Origin of the sequence: Pseudanabaena sp. 'Roaring Creek' (genome assembly GCF_001402795.1) — a bacterium.
Classification (GTDB): domain Bacteria; phylum Cyanobacteriota; class Cyanobacteriia; order Pseudanabaenales; family Pseudanabaenaceae; genus Pseudanabaena.
In genome coordinates, this window is the sequence record NZ_LIRE01000743.1 from 1 (window position 1) to 18,740 (window position 18,740).

Annotated in this window: 10 protein-coding genes and 1 pseudogene; 8 read left to right on the forward strand and 3 right to left on the reverse strand. The window is 44.7% G+C overall.

Features of this window, described 5'->3' with window-relative positions; translation table 11 throughout:
• Both AC805_RS22110 and AC805_RS22115 read right to left on the reverse strand, forming a co-directional pair.
• A pseudogene (locus tag AC805_RS22110) lies at positions 1–1,297 on the reverse strand (hypothetical protein); the annotation flags it as partial.
• Between the two features lie 791 nt (positions 1,298–2,088).
• Positions 2,089–2,847 carry an HAD family hydrolase gene (locus tag AC805_RS22115; RefSeq protein WP_055077413.1) on the reverse strand — a complete coding sequence of 253 codons (759 nt, stop codon included), beginning with the start codon at positions 2,845–2,847 and terminating at the stop codon, positions 2,089–2,091.
• 227 nt (positions 2,848–3,074) lie between these two features.
• Here AC805_RS22115 and AC805_RS22120 point away from each other — a divergent pair, with 227 nt between their 5' ends.
• The 6 genes from AC805_RS22120 (at position 3,075) to AC805_RS22145 (ending at position 12,280) form a co-directional block, all read left to right on the forward strand.
• A complete protein-coding gene (locus AC805_RS22120) occupies positions 3,075–3,290 on the forward strand; it encodes a hypothetical protein (RefSeq protein WP_055077414.1) in 216 nt (71 codons plus the stop codon).
• Between the two features lie 14 nt (positions 3,291–3,304).
• On the forward strand, positions 3,305–8,191 hold the full coding sequence (locus AC805_RS27030) for a hypothetical protein (protein WP_055077415.1): 4,887 nt from the start codon (positions 3,305–3,307) through the stop codon (positions 8,189–8,191).
• A gap of 95 nt (positions 8,192–8,286) precedes the next feature.
• Entirely contained in the window at positions 8,287–8,739 is a 453-nt protein-coding gene (locus AC805_RS22130; protein ID WP_156341535.1) for a hypothetical protein, read from the forward strand.
• Positions 8,740–8,845: 106 nt separating this feature from the next.
• Entirely contained in the window at positions 8,846–9,262 is a 417-nt protein-coding gene (locus AC805_RS22135; protein ID WP_055077417.1) for a Rho termination factor N-terminal domain-containing protein, read from the forward strand.
• Positions 9,263–9,392: 130 nt separating this feature from the next.
• Complete coding sequence (locus AC805_RS22140; RefSeq protein WP_055077418.1) at positions 9,393–9,833, forward strand: hypothetical protein; 441 nt, start codon at positions 9,393–9,395, stop codon at positions 9,831–9,833.
• An 83-nt stretch (positions 9,834–9,916) separates the two neighbouring features.
• Entirely contained in the window at positions 9,917–12,280 is a 2,364-nt protein-coding gene (locus tag AC805_RS22145) for a hypothetical protein (RefSeq protein ID WP_055077419.1), read from the forward strand.
• 101 nt (positions 12,281–12,381) lie between these two features.
• Here the strand turns inward: AC805_RS22145 and AC805_RS22150 are convergent, their stop codons facing one another.
• Positions 12,382–13,278, reverse strand: coding sequence for a class I SAM-dependent methyltransferase (locus AC805_RS22150; RefSeq protein WP_055077420.1), 897 nt, complete (start codon positions 13,276–13,278; stop codon positions 12,382–12,384).
• Positions 13,279–13,410: 132 nt separating this feature from the next.
• Here AC805_RS22150 and AC805_RS22155 point away from each other — a divergent pair, with 132 nt between their 5' ends.
• Together AC805_RS22155 and AC805_RS22160 are read left to right on the forward strand one after the other, a co-directional pair.
• A complete protein-coding gene (locus AC805_RS22155; RefSeq protein ID WP_231664156.1) occupies positions 13,411–14,394 on the forward strand; it encodes an Eco57I restriction-modification methylase domain-containing protein in 984 nt (327 codons plus the stop codon).
• Between the two features lie 89 nt (positions 14,395–14,483).
• Positions 14,484–18,722, forward strand: coding sequence for a DEAD/DEAH box helicase family protein (locus tag AC805_RS22160; protein WP_055077422.1), 4,239 nt, complete (start codon positions 14,484–14,486; stop codon positions 18,720–18,722).
• The last annotated feature ends 18 nt before the right edge of the window (positions 18,723–18,740 follow it).

The following is an 18,740-nucleotide window of genomic DNA, read 5'->3' on the forward strand; positions in this document are numbered from 1 at the left end:
TCGCTATGGGGGATGGGGTGGAATTGTTTGTATTTGTGCTGTTACGCGATTCGGTGAATTCTGGATGCCATAGCTGTTTGTTTTCGTATAGTGTTTCTACTGATACTTTTGCTGTTTTGGCGATCGCTTGCGCCATCCCGCGAATTGTTTCTGGCATTTCTCCTGTTTTATTTAGCTCGTTTACGGTTGTTCGGATGCGTTCGAGTCTTTCGGCTTGTTTCTGGGCTTTTTGGGTTTCTGTATTTTCTTTTTCGTTTTCTGTTTGTTCTCCCTTTTTACTACCCCATGGGAAATGATGCTTCGTACACCATTTGGCGATGTCTTTGGCTTTTTGTTCTAGTCTCTTAATGTCTCCGCAAAATTTAATAAATCCTGCGGCGGCTCTTGCTGTTTTGATGATGTATTCGGCGATCGATTCGTCATCTTCACAGCCTAGGAAGACGCGGGCGTATTTGCCCATTAGATATAACAGTTGGTTGGATTGTCCCTGTCCTGTCCATCCTGCTTCGATTTGTTTTTCTAGGTCTTCTCGCCATTTAATTGGTTTGCGGTTGTCTTTGGGGGGTTGATAGTTGGCTTTGGCTTCGGAGATCGCCTGTTTTAATAGGTCAATGTCTTGATGTTCTTGTACGGTCAGCCATGTTTCGACAAATTGATTTAGATCTCGTCCGACGATCTGGAGGTCGTTGTCGAGTTGGTAACTGCCTGTTTGCAGGGGCAGTCTATGTCCGTTGTATTCTGAGTCGTATTTTTTTGTGTTGGGGAAGCTTTCGATTACTCCTGCGGCGATTTCGCAATTATTTTTTTGCAGGCTGGCTTTGATCGCGCAGGCGATGCCGAAGCTGGGTACTTCTTGCCATAGGGGATAGTAAATATGCAGTCCTTCGCTATGCGAACTCTGCACGATTAGGGGTCTGACTAGTCCTATGTCTTCTAATGCTTGTAGTACGGTTTTAAATTTCTCGTAGTTGTTGCTGGGGTGGTAGGGGCTGCCTTTGTCTATGTCGAGGAGGGCATATTCGGTTTGGTTGCCAAATCTTACGCCGATCAGCGTTTCGTTATCTGCCCAATAGTCGTACAATCGCCTTCCTGTAATCGGATAGCGCGTTTCGGTTTTCCATTCTGGTTTGCTCGTCCGATCTACATTTTTGGCATAGATAAAGTTCCACGAATAGGGGAAAAAGCTGGCAAAGGTTTGCGCTGCTAATTCGGTGGTGGTTAATGAATTTGGTTCTAAGCCTTTAGTCGTAAATTTTGAATCGACAGTGTTGCAAATACGATCTTTATGTGAGGTCATGCTTGTTGACCTCTTTTTTGCTTGTCACGGGCGATCGCTTTCCCGATCTGCCGAGGCAAGTCTCGCAAATTTAATGACATCTAGATTGTCCTGATTGTAAGGGTTGTAGGGGCTTCAATCAGGAAATGAGCAGATTTTTTGGGTCTATTTCAACGCTTCAATTCTAGTTTTTTGCTGAATTTTAAAAATTCGCATAAAAAACTGTTGCTAAACTTATATCTTGCGTTAAGATATAGTGAAGCGCTGAACAAAATTGCCTCGTCAAAGCAACATCTGTCCATTTCCGGATATTCAATTTAAAAACCTTCGGGTCATCAAAGAGCTAGTGGCTGGAATCACTGGCTTTTTTGGTGTTGAAGGAAAAAACTAGTTTAGTAATCTCCTATAGATAAAAAGCGTCACATTAATAATACACACTAAGCATACAGCGATCGCAGAAAATCTGTTGCATTAAATTTCAAAATTTTATTGTAGTTGGGGTCGATCCCGAGTCAGGATTGCCATAATGTCATCTGCGGTAATATTTTTGAACAAGGAGTACTTTCAGTATCCATGCCATTCTGGTTTTTACCACTTTACTGATTGCAATGACTTCATAGTGTTTAAGATAAGTTAAGAATTTCACTACCGTTAGAGGCTGAGCTAACAAAGACATTGATGCATCATCATGAATAATGTGTAGCCATAGCAATCTAAGAAGCACTGCAACTGGTGCAATTGTTATTGATGACAGGCGATCGCTAAACCGTAAGTTCTTCACAAAAAATAAGAGACGGTGCGATGCGCCGCTTTTACTTTTGTAGTAATAATTTTGCTAACTCAGAAAAACCAGCAAACTCAGAAGCATGGGTAACGTATTGGGGTAAATGCAGGATCTTGTCTTGATAGTGAAGCACATTTGCCACGCCGACCGAGATGGGAAATTTTACAGGATTAAACATAGCCTCGTCATTAGGGCTATCGCCAACAGTTAGCACTTTCTGTGAATTGAGTTCAGGAAAATGATTTTTGAGTACTATCTCTAAGCCAGTTGCTTTATCTTGGTGCGGTGGTTTGATATGACATTGGACATTGCTGTACGTGAAACTCCAACCCATTTGCTGACATTGTGAAGAGATTACTTGAATATCATCAGTCGATAAATCATTGACATCAAAAGTCCAATCAGTAATACGGAATTGATTATCAGTGGAAGTCTGAAGATGAGGAAATTTCTGCTTAATGTGATGGAAAGCATTTTCCAGTAGAATGCGATGTCTAGATAGGTTAGGAATCGAAGAGAGCAAATTTTGATGACCATTGGGCTGTAAAAACAAACCACCATTTTCCGCGATCGCCCCTGCCGCTGGTAAATAATTCACCAAAGCACTGACCCACCCCGCCGAGCGACCCGTCACTAATAGGACTTTGATTCCTGCTGATTGTAAATCAAGAAGAGTCGATATGAAATCGGAGGAGAATTTTCCATTGTGGGTAAGAGTACCATCAACATCGGAAGCAATTAAACGGATGTCGGACAAATCAGCTTGATTGAGATTGAGCAGGGTCATACAGAAGAAATGAAACTACAACCAGAATACAGCCAACGTGAAACTATTGGAAAATCTAGCGATTCGCCAATGAAGCTAAAACTACCATAATGGAGTATTGACAATCCCAGAATTTGTACCAACAATATTCTCAAACATGAATCCAGAGAAATTGATAAAATATACTCTCTAGATTGTCAATTTCCCCAATCTGTTGTATTCAATCCTAAGCACCTAAAGAGGAACCAATGAGAAACAATATCCAATCCAAGATTGATGCAGGCTATACCTATGACGAACTACTGAGCGAAGGACTAGCCAGCTTTGATGACATCGCCCGCTATGAATCACAGTATTCATTGTATGACGAAGATGCAGAACCAAAGCCCAAAAAGGTGAAAGTGAAACTGAAAACTCAAGCAATCAAACCGAAGAAAGAAGCAGAAATTGACTTTGACTTCTAGCGAGAAATTACAACATGGAATTTAGACAGATCGACCTGAAGACAGGGCAAGAGTTACCCTTGCCTCCGAAAACTGTTGAGCATAGCTACCTCGAACTGAAGATCGGAAAAGATATTGAGCCGAGTAAACTTGCTGTTGGCAAGATGTACGACGGCATTACCGAAAAAGACATTGAGCGACTTCAAGAGCAAGGACTGTACCTAATTCTTGCCAATGGAAGAACCGCTTACTTTGGCGATCGCGCCATCGCTGAAAAAGTAAGTACAGAAATATTTACTAATCATAGCGATGCTGTCGCCTATGGCAGTTTGCCAGTCTCCGAAGCTAAGACCTCTATATTTAAAGAGCAAGCCAGAATCCTAATTATCGATGATGAAACTCTGAATAAAGAACCAGCCACAGGAATCTACCAAGCAGACTGGGGAAAGGAACCCATTACCCTGAACAACGGCATTACTATCAGTGACAAAGCGATGGGACTCATCGCCAGCAAACTAGGAGACTGCTATAGCCTGATCTCACCAGACTTAGCATCCCAACTGCAAGCTGAATCAAACCGTCCATTTCAATATCGAGCTGCCGTACCTGAATGGCAGGGTGTCATCAAAGGCACATGTCGAGCCAGCTTGCTCTGTCAAGTCCTAGAAGTCGATGGAATTATTGCCAAATCGAGCATCAAAGGCGACAACAAAACCACCACCACAGGCATCCATGAAGTCAGCCTATTCTGGTCAAGAAAAGAAGATGCCAGATTCACCGAACAAAAACTGGGTACTCAAGCTCTCGTCTTCTTCCCCGAAGGAGTGCAAGCAGACGTACTCCCAAAGCTGAAAATTAAAGCCGAACGACTCGCCGAAGCCCAATCCGATCCGCGTAAGGTAGCGCAACTGTATATCGAGCGCCATGAAAAGCGCCAACAGCAAAGGCAAGAAGAAACAGCAGATCGCGATAAGATTACACAAATCATAGAGCCAGAACTAGCACTAGAACTGGGATTGAGTCCACAAGAAAACACAACAGCCAATGAAATTGACCGAGAGCAGGTAGCCTCACCTAACGAAGGATACCAAGATTGGCTTTATGACATCCTCAAAACTGACCTGATTGAAGGTGGTCATTGCCAAATATTAGAAATGGAAGACATCGCCAAACGACTGCGAGAATTCCTGCAAAGTGAATGGCAAGAAGTAGCCACAGGCGGCGTTTACGTCCCTAGTGGCATCGCCCAACCCCACAACCAACTGAAAGAAGGCGAAGTCAGTTTTACAGGACTACCCGATGGAGCTGAAGTTGCTATCTATCGCAGTCCTGTCGCCAATGCCGCCAACTTTGACGTATTTACGAATAACCTTACGGTTCTGCGTGAATTAGATCCCGAAGCCTATAGGCAGAGAGGAGTCTGCTACCTCAATCCCAACGATGCCAAACGACTAGTTATCGACTTTGACGGCGATCGCGTGGGGATAATTCCCAGCCAACTAACTCCTTTACAGCAAGCCAGTTCCCAGAAAATTATTGAGCAATATCCAAACCTAATCCAAGAGATTATTGACAAAAATTTACCAGAGAATAAACCAATTCAAGTCGAAAAAGAAAAGAAGATTCCCCGCGATGTTGCTAATGGATTTGCTACCCTAGCCAGTGCAGCCGTGAACGCTGCCGATAATCCCACAGGAAGAGTTGCCAATCTAGGCATGAGGCTAGAAGCCTTGCGCTGGGAAACCCAATATATCCAAGAACTCGAAAAAACCGAATACTTGCAAGACATTGGCAAACACTTCCAAAAGCTACTTGCAGAAGACCGAGAAACTAAGAAACCCTTTCGTATTCTCAATGAATCGTGGCGCGACCAGATTGTCGAAATCAGTCAAATTGCCAGTACCATCCAAAACCTACCCGAACCAGAAAAAGCGACTGCTGTAGCCCAAGGTTTAGCCAAAACCGAGAGATTGCTGTGGAATCTAGAAAGCTTAGCAGCAGTGAACTTACAACGTGCTGTCGATACGCCCAAAAGTGCCAGAAAAGTCAATGAAGATGAATTTCAATTCTGTCAGAAAGTCGCCAAATACAAACAGGTGGAATGGATTAAAGACAAAGACAATAGCTATGCTTATATCGGCACTGAAGGCATCAAAACCAATACCCAAGACCCAGTAGGCTGGATGGTGGAACAAGCCAACCAGATTTACAAAGAACATAGTTTGATTGGCGATCGCAACTACAATCGCTTTGACCATATCTTTCCCAAAGACAGCCATACCGCCGCAGATAGTGAATGGGCAAAGGGCATCGCTACGCAATACAACAAGCTCATCTCTGAAGCCGCCGCCAGTCGTAGTCGTCTAGAACATGAAGAAGGCATAGCCCTTACTGCTACTTCTAGCAAAGGCAACAAAATCGAAATCGTCAGTGTAATTAGTACCGACCCCGATGGCGAGTCCCCAATCTGGGAGATGGCAAGGAAAGGAGAAACCGTCGATATCCAGATAACAAAGAATAAGGACTGGAAGACCGAAAAACAATATCCCTATAAAGCCGTCGCCCTAATCGATCAAGACAAAATTGATGTGGGCTTAATCTCCCCAGCCACCTTAGCCGCCTATGGTAAAACCATCGAAAAGGACAAAATCTTTGGCAACCTCAAACTAGAATTCCAACTAGGAATCTCCAAAAACGACGTTGACGACAAATTTGCGGCCGCCGAGAAATATCTAGAAACTCAACGCGATGCAATTCCAGAAACCGAACGCGAACGCCGAGCCGCCGCCCTATGGTATAACAACAACCGCGCGATCGCAGGCAAGATGTTTACGGAAGTCGTAGCCAATCGACTCCAAGAACTACAGGTAGAAAAAATCAAAGTAATTGGCTTACAGTACGAAACCAACGAACTCAAAGATAAACAATGGCAACCCCACGAATCCCTCAATTGCCGAATGGCAATCGAAGCTAATCCCCAAAGTCCGATCTATGACAAGAGGGTAATTCAAGTCCAGACAGGCGACCAATGGAAAAATATGGGCGTTGTTCACAATGACGCAGCCTATATGCCCATTGGCAGTCAGTTCACTGCAAACATCAATATTTCCGCCAGCAAGAAAGATGCAGACTTAGCGATCGACAAAAGTACGCTCAAACTACCTGAAATATGGCATGGATTATCACCAGAGCGAGTCAAAGAAGCAGTCAACCTCGATGCCATTGTGCCGCAATTGAAAGAGGCGATCGCTAAGGCATCCGCAAACCAACCGACCATGACTGAATTTGTGGAAAGACTTGCTGATGAGAATGTTGGTCTAAAAGCGCAAGTGCAAGCAGGAGGCAGAATTAATGGGATTACCTATCTCTATGAAGGACAGGCTGTAAAAGCAAGCTTAGTCGAGATGACATGGAAGAATCTTGCCGCGATGGGAGTAAAGTACGATCCTCAACGAGATCGAGAGGCTCTGGCTAACCCAATTGCTATCGCCACGACAGAGACTAATACTCAAGCTGAAAGCCCTATGGAGACGCAGAAAAGCACTGATACAAATCCCCTCGAAAAGATTGAATCGCAACTGCGGGAATCAGTGCGTAGCCATTTTGGCAAGGATAAAGCCATGGCAGAAATCGCCACTCAATTTATCGGTAAAGCTGCCACACCAGAAACGGTTTATTCCAGTACGAGATTATACGAACAAGCATGGGGAGAACTGGCGAATACAGGCAAATATAAATCTGAAGATGCGATCATGGTCAGTGGGTCAGGACCTTGGCGAAGAGAAAGAGACGAACGCACCAAACCACAGATTGAGCAAGATCTGCATCAAGTATTTACCAGCCATTACCAACCATTACTAGACCAAGCGATCGCCGCAGGTAGCCAAATATTAGTGGGCAATGCTAAAGGAACAGATCAACTAGTAGTGGCATATTTGCAGGAAAAAGGCTATGCACTCAACTGGCAGCCCCAAGGCTATTACCAAGGTTCAACCTCACAGCAAGAGAAATCATTACATTCAGAACAGCCAGTAAAAATCACAGGAAAACCCGTCAAGATGGTTTATCCCCTCAAGATGCATGGAGAAGTCAATCCCTTGCCAGTCAACACCTGTATCGAAGCCATGCGCGGACATGGTAGATGCCATACGACTCGGAGATATGAACCCTATGTCGCCTATGGATTTAAGGAAGGCGACATAGCGATCGCGATCGCAGGAGAGCAGAAAGTCGCCTTTAAAGTGGGCAAACAGTACAAAATCACCCCAGAAATGCTGAATGATGCAGCCTATCAACAGCAATGGTCGCAGATGGAAAAGCATAGCGCCAAGGAACTAACCACATTTCAAGGACATAGCAACACATGGGGAATGCACTTTCAGCCCTTGGGAGACTATGTGGATGGAAAGATCGTGCCATTCCCGATAGAACCGATCAAATCCGATAACAGCATCGTTACCGATATTCAGCAACTAATGGAATGGAGTCGAACTGCCGAGTATTTGGGCAAGAGCGAGAAATATATAGACCGAATTCAAGAGCTGATAGCAGGCGAGAGCATCACCGAAAAAGCACAGCAAGCAATGGACAAAGATCATCAGTCATTAAGCCAGCATGTCGCCACGCAATGGCGGGAAATCTTAGCAATCAAAAGTGACTATGTAGAATCACAAGATGGCAAACTTGTATTTGAGCGCAAGGGCAACGAAGGTAAATATCGAGCCACATGGGAACAGGACACCGATACACTGACATTGGATACTAAAGTTGTGCATGAAGACAAATTTCAATATTCACCATTGTTGGTACAGCAAGGATTAGAGGTTACCCATAGTCAAGTAACCGTGAAAGATGCAAAAAACTGCGATCGCGCTCTTCAGTTAATTGCAGAGAGTCAAAAGGAATATCAGGAGTCCCGATAACACAGATATTATGCCCAGATTCATTGTTTATGGAAAAACAGTAAGAGCGCTTACGCTTAAAGTCCGCGACCAATGACGTAGTAGGAATAACTACCGTGAAAATAGCAATAGGCGCGATGACAGGCAAGACACAGGTGCAGGTATATCGTTCGAGAGCCAGATGTCTGAAGACCACAAAACAGCAAATCGATCTTGCCAAATCGATGCAAGCAAAAGTAACAGACTTTGGCAATGGAACAAAACTGCTGACCTTCAGAGATGGCACAAAGCGGACAATCCAAAGCAAGGATTTACTCCTAGATGCAGTACAAGAGAGCGTTCAGGAATTAGGAGAATACCTCGCTAAACATCCAGACCAAATCTCAAAAATAGACCCAAGCATCTTGGAAATGTTGACCTATGCCGAGTATTTCGTCAAAGCCGCAATGAACGAATACACCACAGATCCGCAACATTGCCGCGAAGTTGCAACAAGACATCTGGAAACCTTATCCGAAGACTATCCCCAGATCTTCTCTAAAAAAAACGCAGCAAGAGAATTGAACTAAAAATCAGTCTAGCGATCTCGCTTAAATTCGAGTGAATTGACAAAGATCTGACTTACCAATTCCCACACAAGTATTGAAGAAAATCAACAAATTATTAGGAAAAACTATGAAGCCACCATCAATTTTTAAGATCGCCATCGAAGCACTTGTGACTGTGAGTCTGATTGCATTACTGGGATTATTGACCGCACTAACCTATGCCCTACTATCATTTCTAGGGACTGAACCCACTGATCAATCCCTTCTAACTTCTCAAGGGCAAACACCTGAAGCCACAGTCAAGCATCTAACAGCCACAAAACCAGAGCTACCAGATGCAATGGAAGCTTTACCATTAGCAAAAGCAGCACCAAAACTGAAAGCTACGGTAAAGGAAGTAAAGACTGAAATCATTGCCGAAGTCGCTACCAAGCCACTCACGAAAATGACCGTTCAAGAACTAAGACCCCTAGCCAAAGAACGCAGAATCCCTAACTGGCGAAAACTGAAGAAGAAAGAATTGCTCTTCTACTTAACCGCCTAGTTTCAAATAGCAATCTTGTCAATGTAGATATCTATCAAAAAGAAATCTACATTGACAAGCAAGAAGAACGCTAGCGCGTAAAGTCCGTGAGCGATTGTCAACCACAAATTAAAATCAGGAGACTAAAAACATGGCTCGTCAACTAAGATTCGATACCCCTGAAGAACTTGCCGATAAAATCATTGACAAGCTGAGTCAAGCAGAACTGCACGTAACCACCAGAGCCTTGATTGTCCATATCAACGCGCAAATCCCAGTCAAGGAACTGGAAAAGACAGTCGCAGCCAGCAATGCAGTAGTTGAAACATCTCGCAAATCCAAAGCCCGTAAACCACAAGTTAGCACAGACAAGATGTGGCTGTATCAAGCAAAGAAGGGATGGGCTTTGGCGAATATCAACCTGCCAATTGAGAAAGTGATTCAACGCTTGCAGAATCATTATGGCTGCAAGATTCTGGCAACCAAAGAAGGCAAGATCAACTTTCTGCCATCAAAGCCCACAACAATTGACGAACTGCAAAAGAATGGATTTGTCGTTTATCGCCAAGACCTGAACAAGAAAGCAGCCTAGTCCCCATCTAGAAACGAAAATCAAAAGCGACTAGATCCAAATCGTTGGATCTAGTCGCTAAATTACTTTGAGAACAAAAATAAATGCTAACGATCGCCAAGACCAACCTCGCCACAGGAGAGATCGTCGATAACGAGCTCCAATTTCGGGACACCCTCCTCGAAGCCCTGCATCCAGACATCAACCTCAGCATCGGCAACATTTCCACCTACTTACAAAAGATTGCCAAAGCCGAAAGCATCGCTAAAACCAGCAAATCCGCCAGCAAACGCAGTACAGCAACTAAAAGCATCGCACCCTTGAAGAAACAAGCGATCGCCGCCTTAACCAAAGGGCTAGGCAAATACCAACTAGCAGGAGCGTCGGGAGCCAGAAAACATGGAGACTTCTTCTTCTGCCAAGGACTAAACCCCTTTGCCACCTATTTCCCCAGTGCGATGGGACAAATCAACTACGGCTCCATCCTCATGACCGAATGCCTGAAAATCTATAGCATCGAACGAGTAAACATCCTCATTGTCCAAGACAAAGAACATCGCACCGATGACTGTCACGGCAAAATCAGCCATGAACTTCTAAACCAACTGCGCCAAAGCCAAGACTTTGTGATCCCAGCCAACACCCCTTTCCAGTTTCGAGCAGGAATTGCCCATCAATGGGTTGCCAAAGGAACCTTACAACTCAGCCTAAACTGTCCCGCAGGAATTGACTTAATCCTGCCTCTATCATGTTTCAAAGGACACAAGCCCAAACTAGGTATCCACAAACTCGCCAATCTGAAACTTGGAATCGTTAACTTTGCCCAAAAACGTAGAGTCAAGACCTCCTATACCGTCTGGCAATGGTTTAGTCAACAAGCGATCGCCCAAGATGTCTTGCCCACCACTCAACAGAAAGCGGAAACCCTAGTGGCTGCCCAATCAAACATTCAACAACTCTGCCAACTGATCCAAACCGAACAGTGGGTGAAAACAGATGAACCTGAAGAAGAACGCGAAGAAGAAGCCGACGGCAAAATCCTCGCGGAGATCCTCAAACACGACATTCACGGACAACTGCTAGAACATCCCTATGTGGTACGAAAGATTGAAGACTTAGTAAGAAGACGTTGGTTAACCCTTGCTACCAGTGGCGGCATCAACTTCTCTAGCTTCATGGCGCAGCCCTATCCCGAACTAGGAGAACTAGAAATGTGCATCCCTGAAATGCCCGAAGGCGAATATGTCGGCTTCCGCTATCCCATCCGCGATCAGAACGACTTGCAAATCTGGACAAACAAACACTTTAAAGGACTCAACCAACAGGGAACCATGTATGTCAACCCAGACATCGCGCGTGACTATTGCGGTATGGACTTTGATGGTGATACTTTCTGCGTGAAATCAGTTAAGAAACTACCAGAAATCGCCAAAGAAATTCGTCAGCACCACCTCAAGCCCACCACTTACAAACCCGACAAAGTACCAGTGCAAGGCACATTAGCGGAAGTCGCCTTAAGATCTACTGAAAACCAAATTGGATTGATTACCTATTACCTAGCCACAGCATGGGCAACAGGACAGCATCAATATATTGCAGGTTTAGCCCAAGAAGTCCAAGTTGCTGTAGATCGGCTCAAATCCGACCTCAGCCATAATCAAACCTTTCTCGATGAAGTGGGCAAAAGCCTACCAAAGTTAGATTGGCTGATCGATCGCAAGATGCAAGGAGTCTATGGTAGCTACTACGACGCTAAACAGAGATGTAAGATGCCCGCTAGACCAATGGAAGCAAACGGAGAATACACCGATGCAATCTCTCTACTGATTCAATCAGTGAATACGATCTGGCAACCCGTAGATTTACACGAACGTACCCTACTCGAATTCCGCGAACTATTTATCAAACCGAGTGAAACCCTCTACAAAAGAGCGATCGCCCGTCGCGATGAATATACCAGCAAGATTAGGGAAGCGATGAAACTATCAAGCGATCGGGAATCTCGCAAGAAAATCCTCAGAGCCGCAGTGCAATGGGCGAAAGGACTAGGTGAGAAGCTACGACAGAAAAGTGAGCAAACAGCGCAAACCTGTGCTGCCGCTATGTGGCAAGCCAGTCACAACGGCGATCATGGCACTGCAAGCGTTGTCTTCAATATGTTCCTACCAGAGATCTGCGATCGCCTCCATGACAACCAACTGATGCGTTTGCAAGTAGTGGGCGCACAGTATGGAGAACTCGCATCAACCAAATGGACAGGAAATGGAGAACACGCCTGTATTCCCATTCTTGTATCTCAACGCCAAGAAGATGGCAGATATCAAATTGAAGTCATCCGTAAAAGCAGGAAAAAGCCATACCTGCTAGGACTTGTCGCCAAAGACTCCGCCAAAGTATTGGTTGGAGAATACACAGCTTCGCTGAAAACACATCAAAAGACCATAGTTTGTGAACTGGTCGCTGCATAAAAGCAATACATCCTTAGGCTATAGGTCAAGGATGTATTGCTTTTATCTTTGCGTAAAGTCGTCTAATCAGAAGAGCAAGGTAATGCGTCATGAGCGATGGATTATACCTTTCGGGCAACGTGAAAAGCTGATATGTAATAGAGCGTCAGGTAATCACGATCATCTTGATGAAGCATCCGATATAGCACTTCTCTCAATTTTGTAAATAGATTATTTCTAGTAGTCTCTTCCAGCGCAATATATGGCGATAAGGTACTCAATAGCAAGAGATAGTCATCAAGGCTGTATTGAACTTCGTTAACCATAGATTCATAAGATAAATCTTCAAAATATCCTGAACTTAGAATATCTTGGCTAAACTTCTGGAAATGATCTTGATGTGTAAGCTGATCTTCATATCTAGCATAGATAGGAACAGAAGGAGCAAGGGTCTGATAAACTCTGTCAACAATTTGGTAAGTTGTATAATCTAGTTGAGGAGGTGTATTCCATAACAAAACCAAATATCCATCCGCCTTTAGGGCTTCAAAGGACTTGAAGTAAGAGATCGCAGGATCGATCCAATGCCAAGATGTTGCTGCTAATACTGCATCAAATTCATTCTTTGCAATTTCCCATTCTTCAAAGGAAGTATTAACAATTTTCACTTGCGGATATGCCGCACAGTTTTGTCTAGCTAGTTGGAATGCTTCTAAATTTGGCTCTAGACTAAGCAAAGAGAATCCTAATTCAGCAAAAGAAACTGTAGCGATCGCAGGTCCGCAACCAATCTCAAGAATATTTGATTTGGGGGGCAATCGTGTTAGTTCAATAACGCGAGAAATAAGTTCAAGAGCATATCGGGGTCTCACCCGATTATAAGCATCAGCCACCGAACTATACCAAGTTCGCTTGGAATCTATGCCTTTTCCAACATAATCTTTAGTTACTTCTGCCCAACTTTTATGATTAGGATTTGCGAGAATATCTTCTTGGAACGAATTGGGCAAATTAGTCATAAAATCCACTTGGCGGTTAGTAACGATCTTATGGGGTCAGCTTACCATCTGTGAGAACAACAATGAATTATGACTAATGTATTTTTGGCTAGCGCTTGTTCGCAAGAACAAAAACTAGTGAAAAAGCCAAAAATGTACCAACCAATATTTGAGATCACGCCAGAAATTGAGCAGCATTTTGATAGCCCCCTGCGAGTAAAAGCCGAAGCAACCGTCGAGGCGATCGCCCTAAGTAAATCAATATCATCAGCAACAGCAGAGCAACAAGTCTCTCTTGCCAAAGCATCAGGATGGGGAACCCTCACCGATATCTGGGTAAAGACTAATCATCAAGGAAATACATGGCAGCATCGATGCCATGAAAAACTGAGCCAACTATTGACCCAAACTGAAATCCAAGCCGCAAAATCTGCAACCGCAACCGCTTACCAAACGAGCTTTGAAGTCATCCGCGCCATGTGGGATCTTCTTAGCAAGATCGGCTTTACGGGTGGAGCGATCGTTGAGCCAGCGTGTAACACACTCTCCTTTATGGGATGTCAGCCCGCGCTGATGAGAGAGAGATCGCAATGGGTCAGCATAGAAATAGACCCAATCTTTGCCCAAATCGCGAGATTGCTATATCCAGAATCCCTGATTTACGCACAGGGATTTGAGACAGTGAGCCTAAGTGACAACAGTTTTGACCTAGCGATCGGCAATGTTCCCTTTGGCAATTACAAACTCTACGATCCGCGCTACGCCCACCTGAACCTAAGCATCCATAATTACTTTCTAGCCAAATGTACAGATTTAGTGAGGGAAAATGGGTTGATAGCCATGATTACCAGTTGTTTCACCCTTGATGCAGCCAATACCAGTTTTCGGAAATATCTAGCCAGTAAGTTAGAGCTAGTGACCGCTATTAGATTACCAGATATAGCTTTTAAGAGGTTTGCCAACACGGAAGTGGTTGCGGATATCCTTGTTTTCCGCAAACTCACAGAAACTGAGCTGAGAGCCACGAATCAGAAAAACTATCAATATCCTGATTGGGTAAAGACAGTTCCATCAGGCAAACATACAGTCAATCAGGAGCCAATCATGATTAACCAATGGTTTGTAGAGTCAGCCTAGCGGCTGATCTAGAGAGTAACCACACCAAAACTACCGAGCGAGTCAATCCTATTAAGGATTGACTCGCTTTTTTAATTGAGAACAAACCCATGTCTATAAGCCCATTCAAATTCCGCAATATTCTCGGAGAACTGACCGTATCAAAACTATACGGCGGAGAGCACTTAGGAGTAACAGCCCCAGCAAACTTTGACCTACGCAAAGAGATTAGCAAGATTGGAAAAGCGATCGCTAAATTCTATGAACCAGCAGTAACTCAAACCAAAATAATCCAGATCCCCCCACAGTTACAAAAAGTGCTGCCAAATGCCTTTTGTGAACATGAAGGACAAATCTATCGGCGCACCGACTATCAGCTAGAACTAGTTGCAAACCAACAACAACGCATTCGCGCCGCCATGTCTGTGGCAAAGATCCTCGACCTAGTGCTGAGAATGCAGCAGTACGAAGACGAAAAAGAACTAGCCAAACTGCGCCAAATTCTCAATCAAAAATATGATGAGTTCGCAATTAGATTCGGGCATTTCACCAGCAAGGAGAATCTCAGCATCTTCCAAGAAGATCCCAACTACTATCGATTGAGAGCATTAGAAATCGACCGAGGCAAAGCAAAAAGCCCCGCTAAAGCCCCTATCTTCCATCAAAGAACAGTCAGAGCGACCCCAAGATATCGTGCCGATAATGCCAAAGATGCCCTAGTCCAATGTCTGGATGCCAAAAGCTTTATCGACTTGGATTGGATCGCTAACCTCATCGACCAAAGCATTAGCACTGTTATTACAGAGCTAGAAGGCGATATTTTCTACAACGGCACAATGCCACCAGCAACAGTACAAGAAACCACCAATGCTGAATGGATTACCAGAGAAGAATTTATCAGTGGCAACGTCGTCGCCCGACTCAACAAAATCATCGCATGGAAAGAAAGCGGAGTACCCAATTGGCTGAACATTGATAAATACCATCACACAATTAGCAGCAATCAACCTGTCCCCTGTTTACCTGAAACCTCAGACGTAGATATCAAAGTACGCTGTGCGGTAAAGCTAGGCATCAACGTCAATGCGATGACACCAGACGAGCTAAAACTGCTGTTACACAACACGATCCGCGTCAGACTAGGCACAACATGGCTCCCCGAAGATGTCATCAAAGAATTTAGCGAACAACTACTGAGCCATGCAGGAACCAGCACCGTTAAATTCCATCATGACCCCGCCAACATTTGGGTAATCAAAGGTGACAGCAAACTTGTGAGTTCACCTCAAAACAAAACCGAATGGGGAACCCCTAACCACACTGCCCTTGAATTGATAGAACACGCGCTCAACCAAAAAGACCCAAAAATCTATGACCATATCCAAGACAAGCATGGCAATGTCATCAGCATCTTGAATGTGGAAGCCACAACAGTATCACGGACAATGCAAGACAAAATTCAAACCGCTTTCAAAGCATGGATTTGGAGTGAAGGCGATCGCGCTGAACAGCTATGTCTGCACTACAACCAATACCACAACCTCTATCGCGATACCGTGTATGACGGCTCGCACCTAACCTTCCCCAACATGGCTCCCGACTTCGAGATGCGAAGTCACCAGCGTAACTTTGTGCGTCGAGTGGAACGGCAAAGAGCATCTTTCGCTGCCCATCGGGTCGGTTACGGTAAAACCGCCACGATGATCGCCGCAGGCATGGAACTAAAACGCAAAGGTATGGCGCACAAAGTTATGCATGTAACCATGAAATCGATCTTGCCAGGATACAGCAAAGAATTTCGTCGACTGTACCCCGAAGCCAAAATTCTTGTACCAAACACTCAAGAATTCGCCAAAGATCGCCGCCGCGTTCTGCTGAGTCAAATCGCCACCCACAACTACGATGCAATTATTCTCACCTATGAACAATTCTTCAACCTGCAAATCAGCGAATCAACTGAACTGATGTTTCTCGAGGAGCAAATGTCGGCGATTAGTTCCATTTGCGAAGCAACCAATAAAGATGAATCCAGACAAGTATTTCGCAGTCTTGAAGTGATGCGGAAGAAAATCTCATTACGCATCCAAGAAATCGAAACCAGCGATCGCAAAGACCGCGTGATTTACTTCGAGCAACTGGGTATTGATGCGCTCTTCCTAGACGAAGTACAGCAAATCAAACGATTGCAAATCCTCACCACCCAGCACAATGTTGCGGGCATTCCCACAGGTTACAGCCAACGCGCCCATGACTCCTTCATGAAAGTGCGATACCTACTAACCAATGGTAAAAGAGTAATCTTTTCCACAGGCACACCCCTGAGCAACACGATGGCGGAAATGGATGTGTGGATGCGCTATCTGCAACTAGACCTGCTGCAACAGCAAGGACTAACGCATTTTGACAGCTTCTGCTCAAGATTCTGTGAAACCAGCACTGCTCTAGAAATCAGTCCCACAGGCAAACTGAAATCGAAAACCCGCCTACGTGAATTCGTGAATATGCCCGAACTGATGGCGATGTGGTGTCAAGTCACCGATATCCAGACCTCCCCCCTTGCTGAAGTCAAAACCCCTAAGCCCCATTACCATGTGATGTCCTGCAAACCATCATTAGAGCAAATTGCCTATATGGACAAACTCTGCGATCGCGCCGAGGCAGTGGCAAAACGTAAAGTCAAGCCCGAAATTGACAACATGTTGAAAATCACAGGTGATGGAGCCAAAGCCTGTATGCATACCAAATTGGTATCACCCAATGCAAGCGAATGGATTGATAACAAACTGCTCGCCTGTGCGTGGAATGTCTGGCAAATCTGGACGATTACCTCGATCGCCAAAGGCACTCAAGCTATATTTTGCGATCGCAATGCACCTAAGAAAGACAGGTGGAATAGTTATAGCTATATCCGCGATACCCTCGTGATGCTGGGTATACCTGCCGACCAGATTGCCTTTATCCATGATTACGACACGGATACCAAGAAGGCAAGACTGTTTGAAGCCATCAACGAAGGTAGCATCAGGATTGTCTTTGGTTCCACATCAAAACTGGGAACAGGTGTCAACATGCAAAGCAAACTCATCGCCTTGCACCATATCGATTGTCCGTGGCGACCATCGGATCTCGAACAACGAGAAGGCAGAGGAGTCAGACAGGGTAACGAATGGAGCGATGTGTTTATCTTCCGCTATGTCACCGAAGGTAGAAACAACCAAGCAGGATTTGACTCGTTCCTCTGGCAAGCGATTGAGAATAAGCAGAGGATGATTTCGCAGGTGATGTCGGGAGATCGGACGCACCGTACCATCGAAGATATTGATGAGACTGTTCTAAACGCTGCCCAAATGAAAGCGATCGCATCGGGCGATCCGCTGATCATGGAACGGGCAACCCTCGAAGCCGAATTACAAGGACTAGGAATGCAATTGCAAGCCTATAACGACAGGCAATTTAGGGACAAATCCAAGATTCAGTACCTCACTGACATGGTAAATACCAACCATCCTGCCCAAATTCAACGCATTCAATCCGACCTAGCCATAGTCGCCCAAGCAAATCTGAAGCAATTTATCAGCGATCGCGGAGTGATGATAGATAAAGCCGTGCTCATCGACCATCACATTACCGAACAAGTGCAAAGGTTGAAAGAAAGCTATCGATTGACCCATGTTCAAATCGGACAATTTGCAGGACTGAATGTATTTCTGAACAGATTTGGCTCAGAGGTTAATGGGTATATTGGCATCAGCATTAATTCAGGCTATGAGTTTAATGCAGAGTGTCAACAGCCCCATAGTTCGCTGTTGCATGTGGTGAGAAATGCGATCGCCGCTAAGCTAACCACAGCGCAAGAAAATCTAGAACGCGACCGACAAGAACTGCCAATACTGCAAAATCGAGTCAGTCAAACCTTTGAGCAAGCGCAGGAATACGAGCAGAAATCAAATCGGCTAGGATTCCTGAAGGAGATGTTTGATGCGATCGCCCATGAATCCCCTGTAGACGATAGTGTAGCTGACTATGGTTTAGAAGGAGAAGACTTGGAAGAATCGCGAGAAATCTTCTGGGAAAGAGACTCTAGGGCATCTCAATTAGAGCCACCATCAACAGCGATCGTGGAAGTACTGAGGCAGAGACAGTTTGAGGATTGGGTATCAGGTGAAACTGAGAACTGGCTTGAGCAAATCGCGCAGCTTGTGGGAGATCTTGATATTCCAGTGAGTGGTTTGCAGTTTGCCGAGTCGAATGTATTCAAGCCATTGTCTGAATTTACAGTAGTAGGTAAACAACTTATGATTCCACAAAGGAATGCAAACGAGCAAAGAGAACAACTAACATTGTTCTAAAATAGAAGTTTTAGAGGG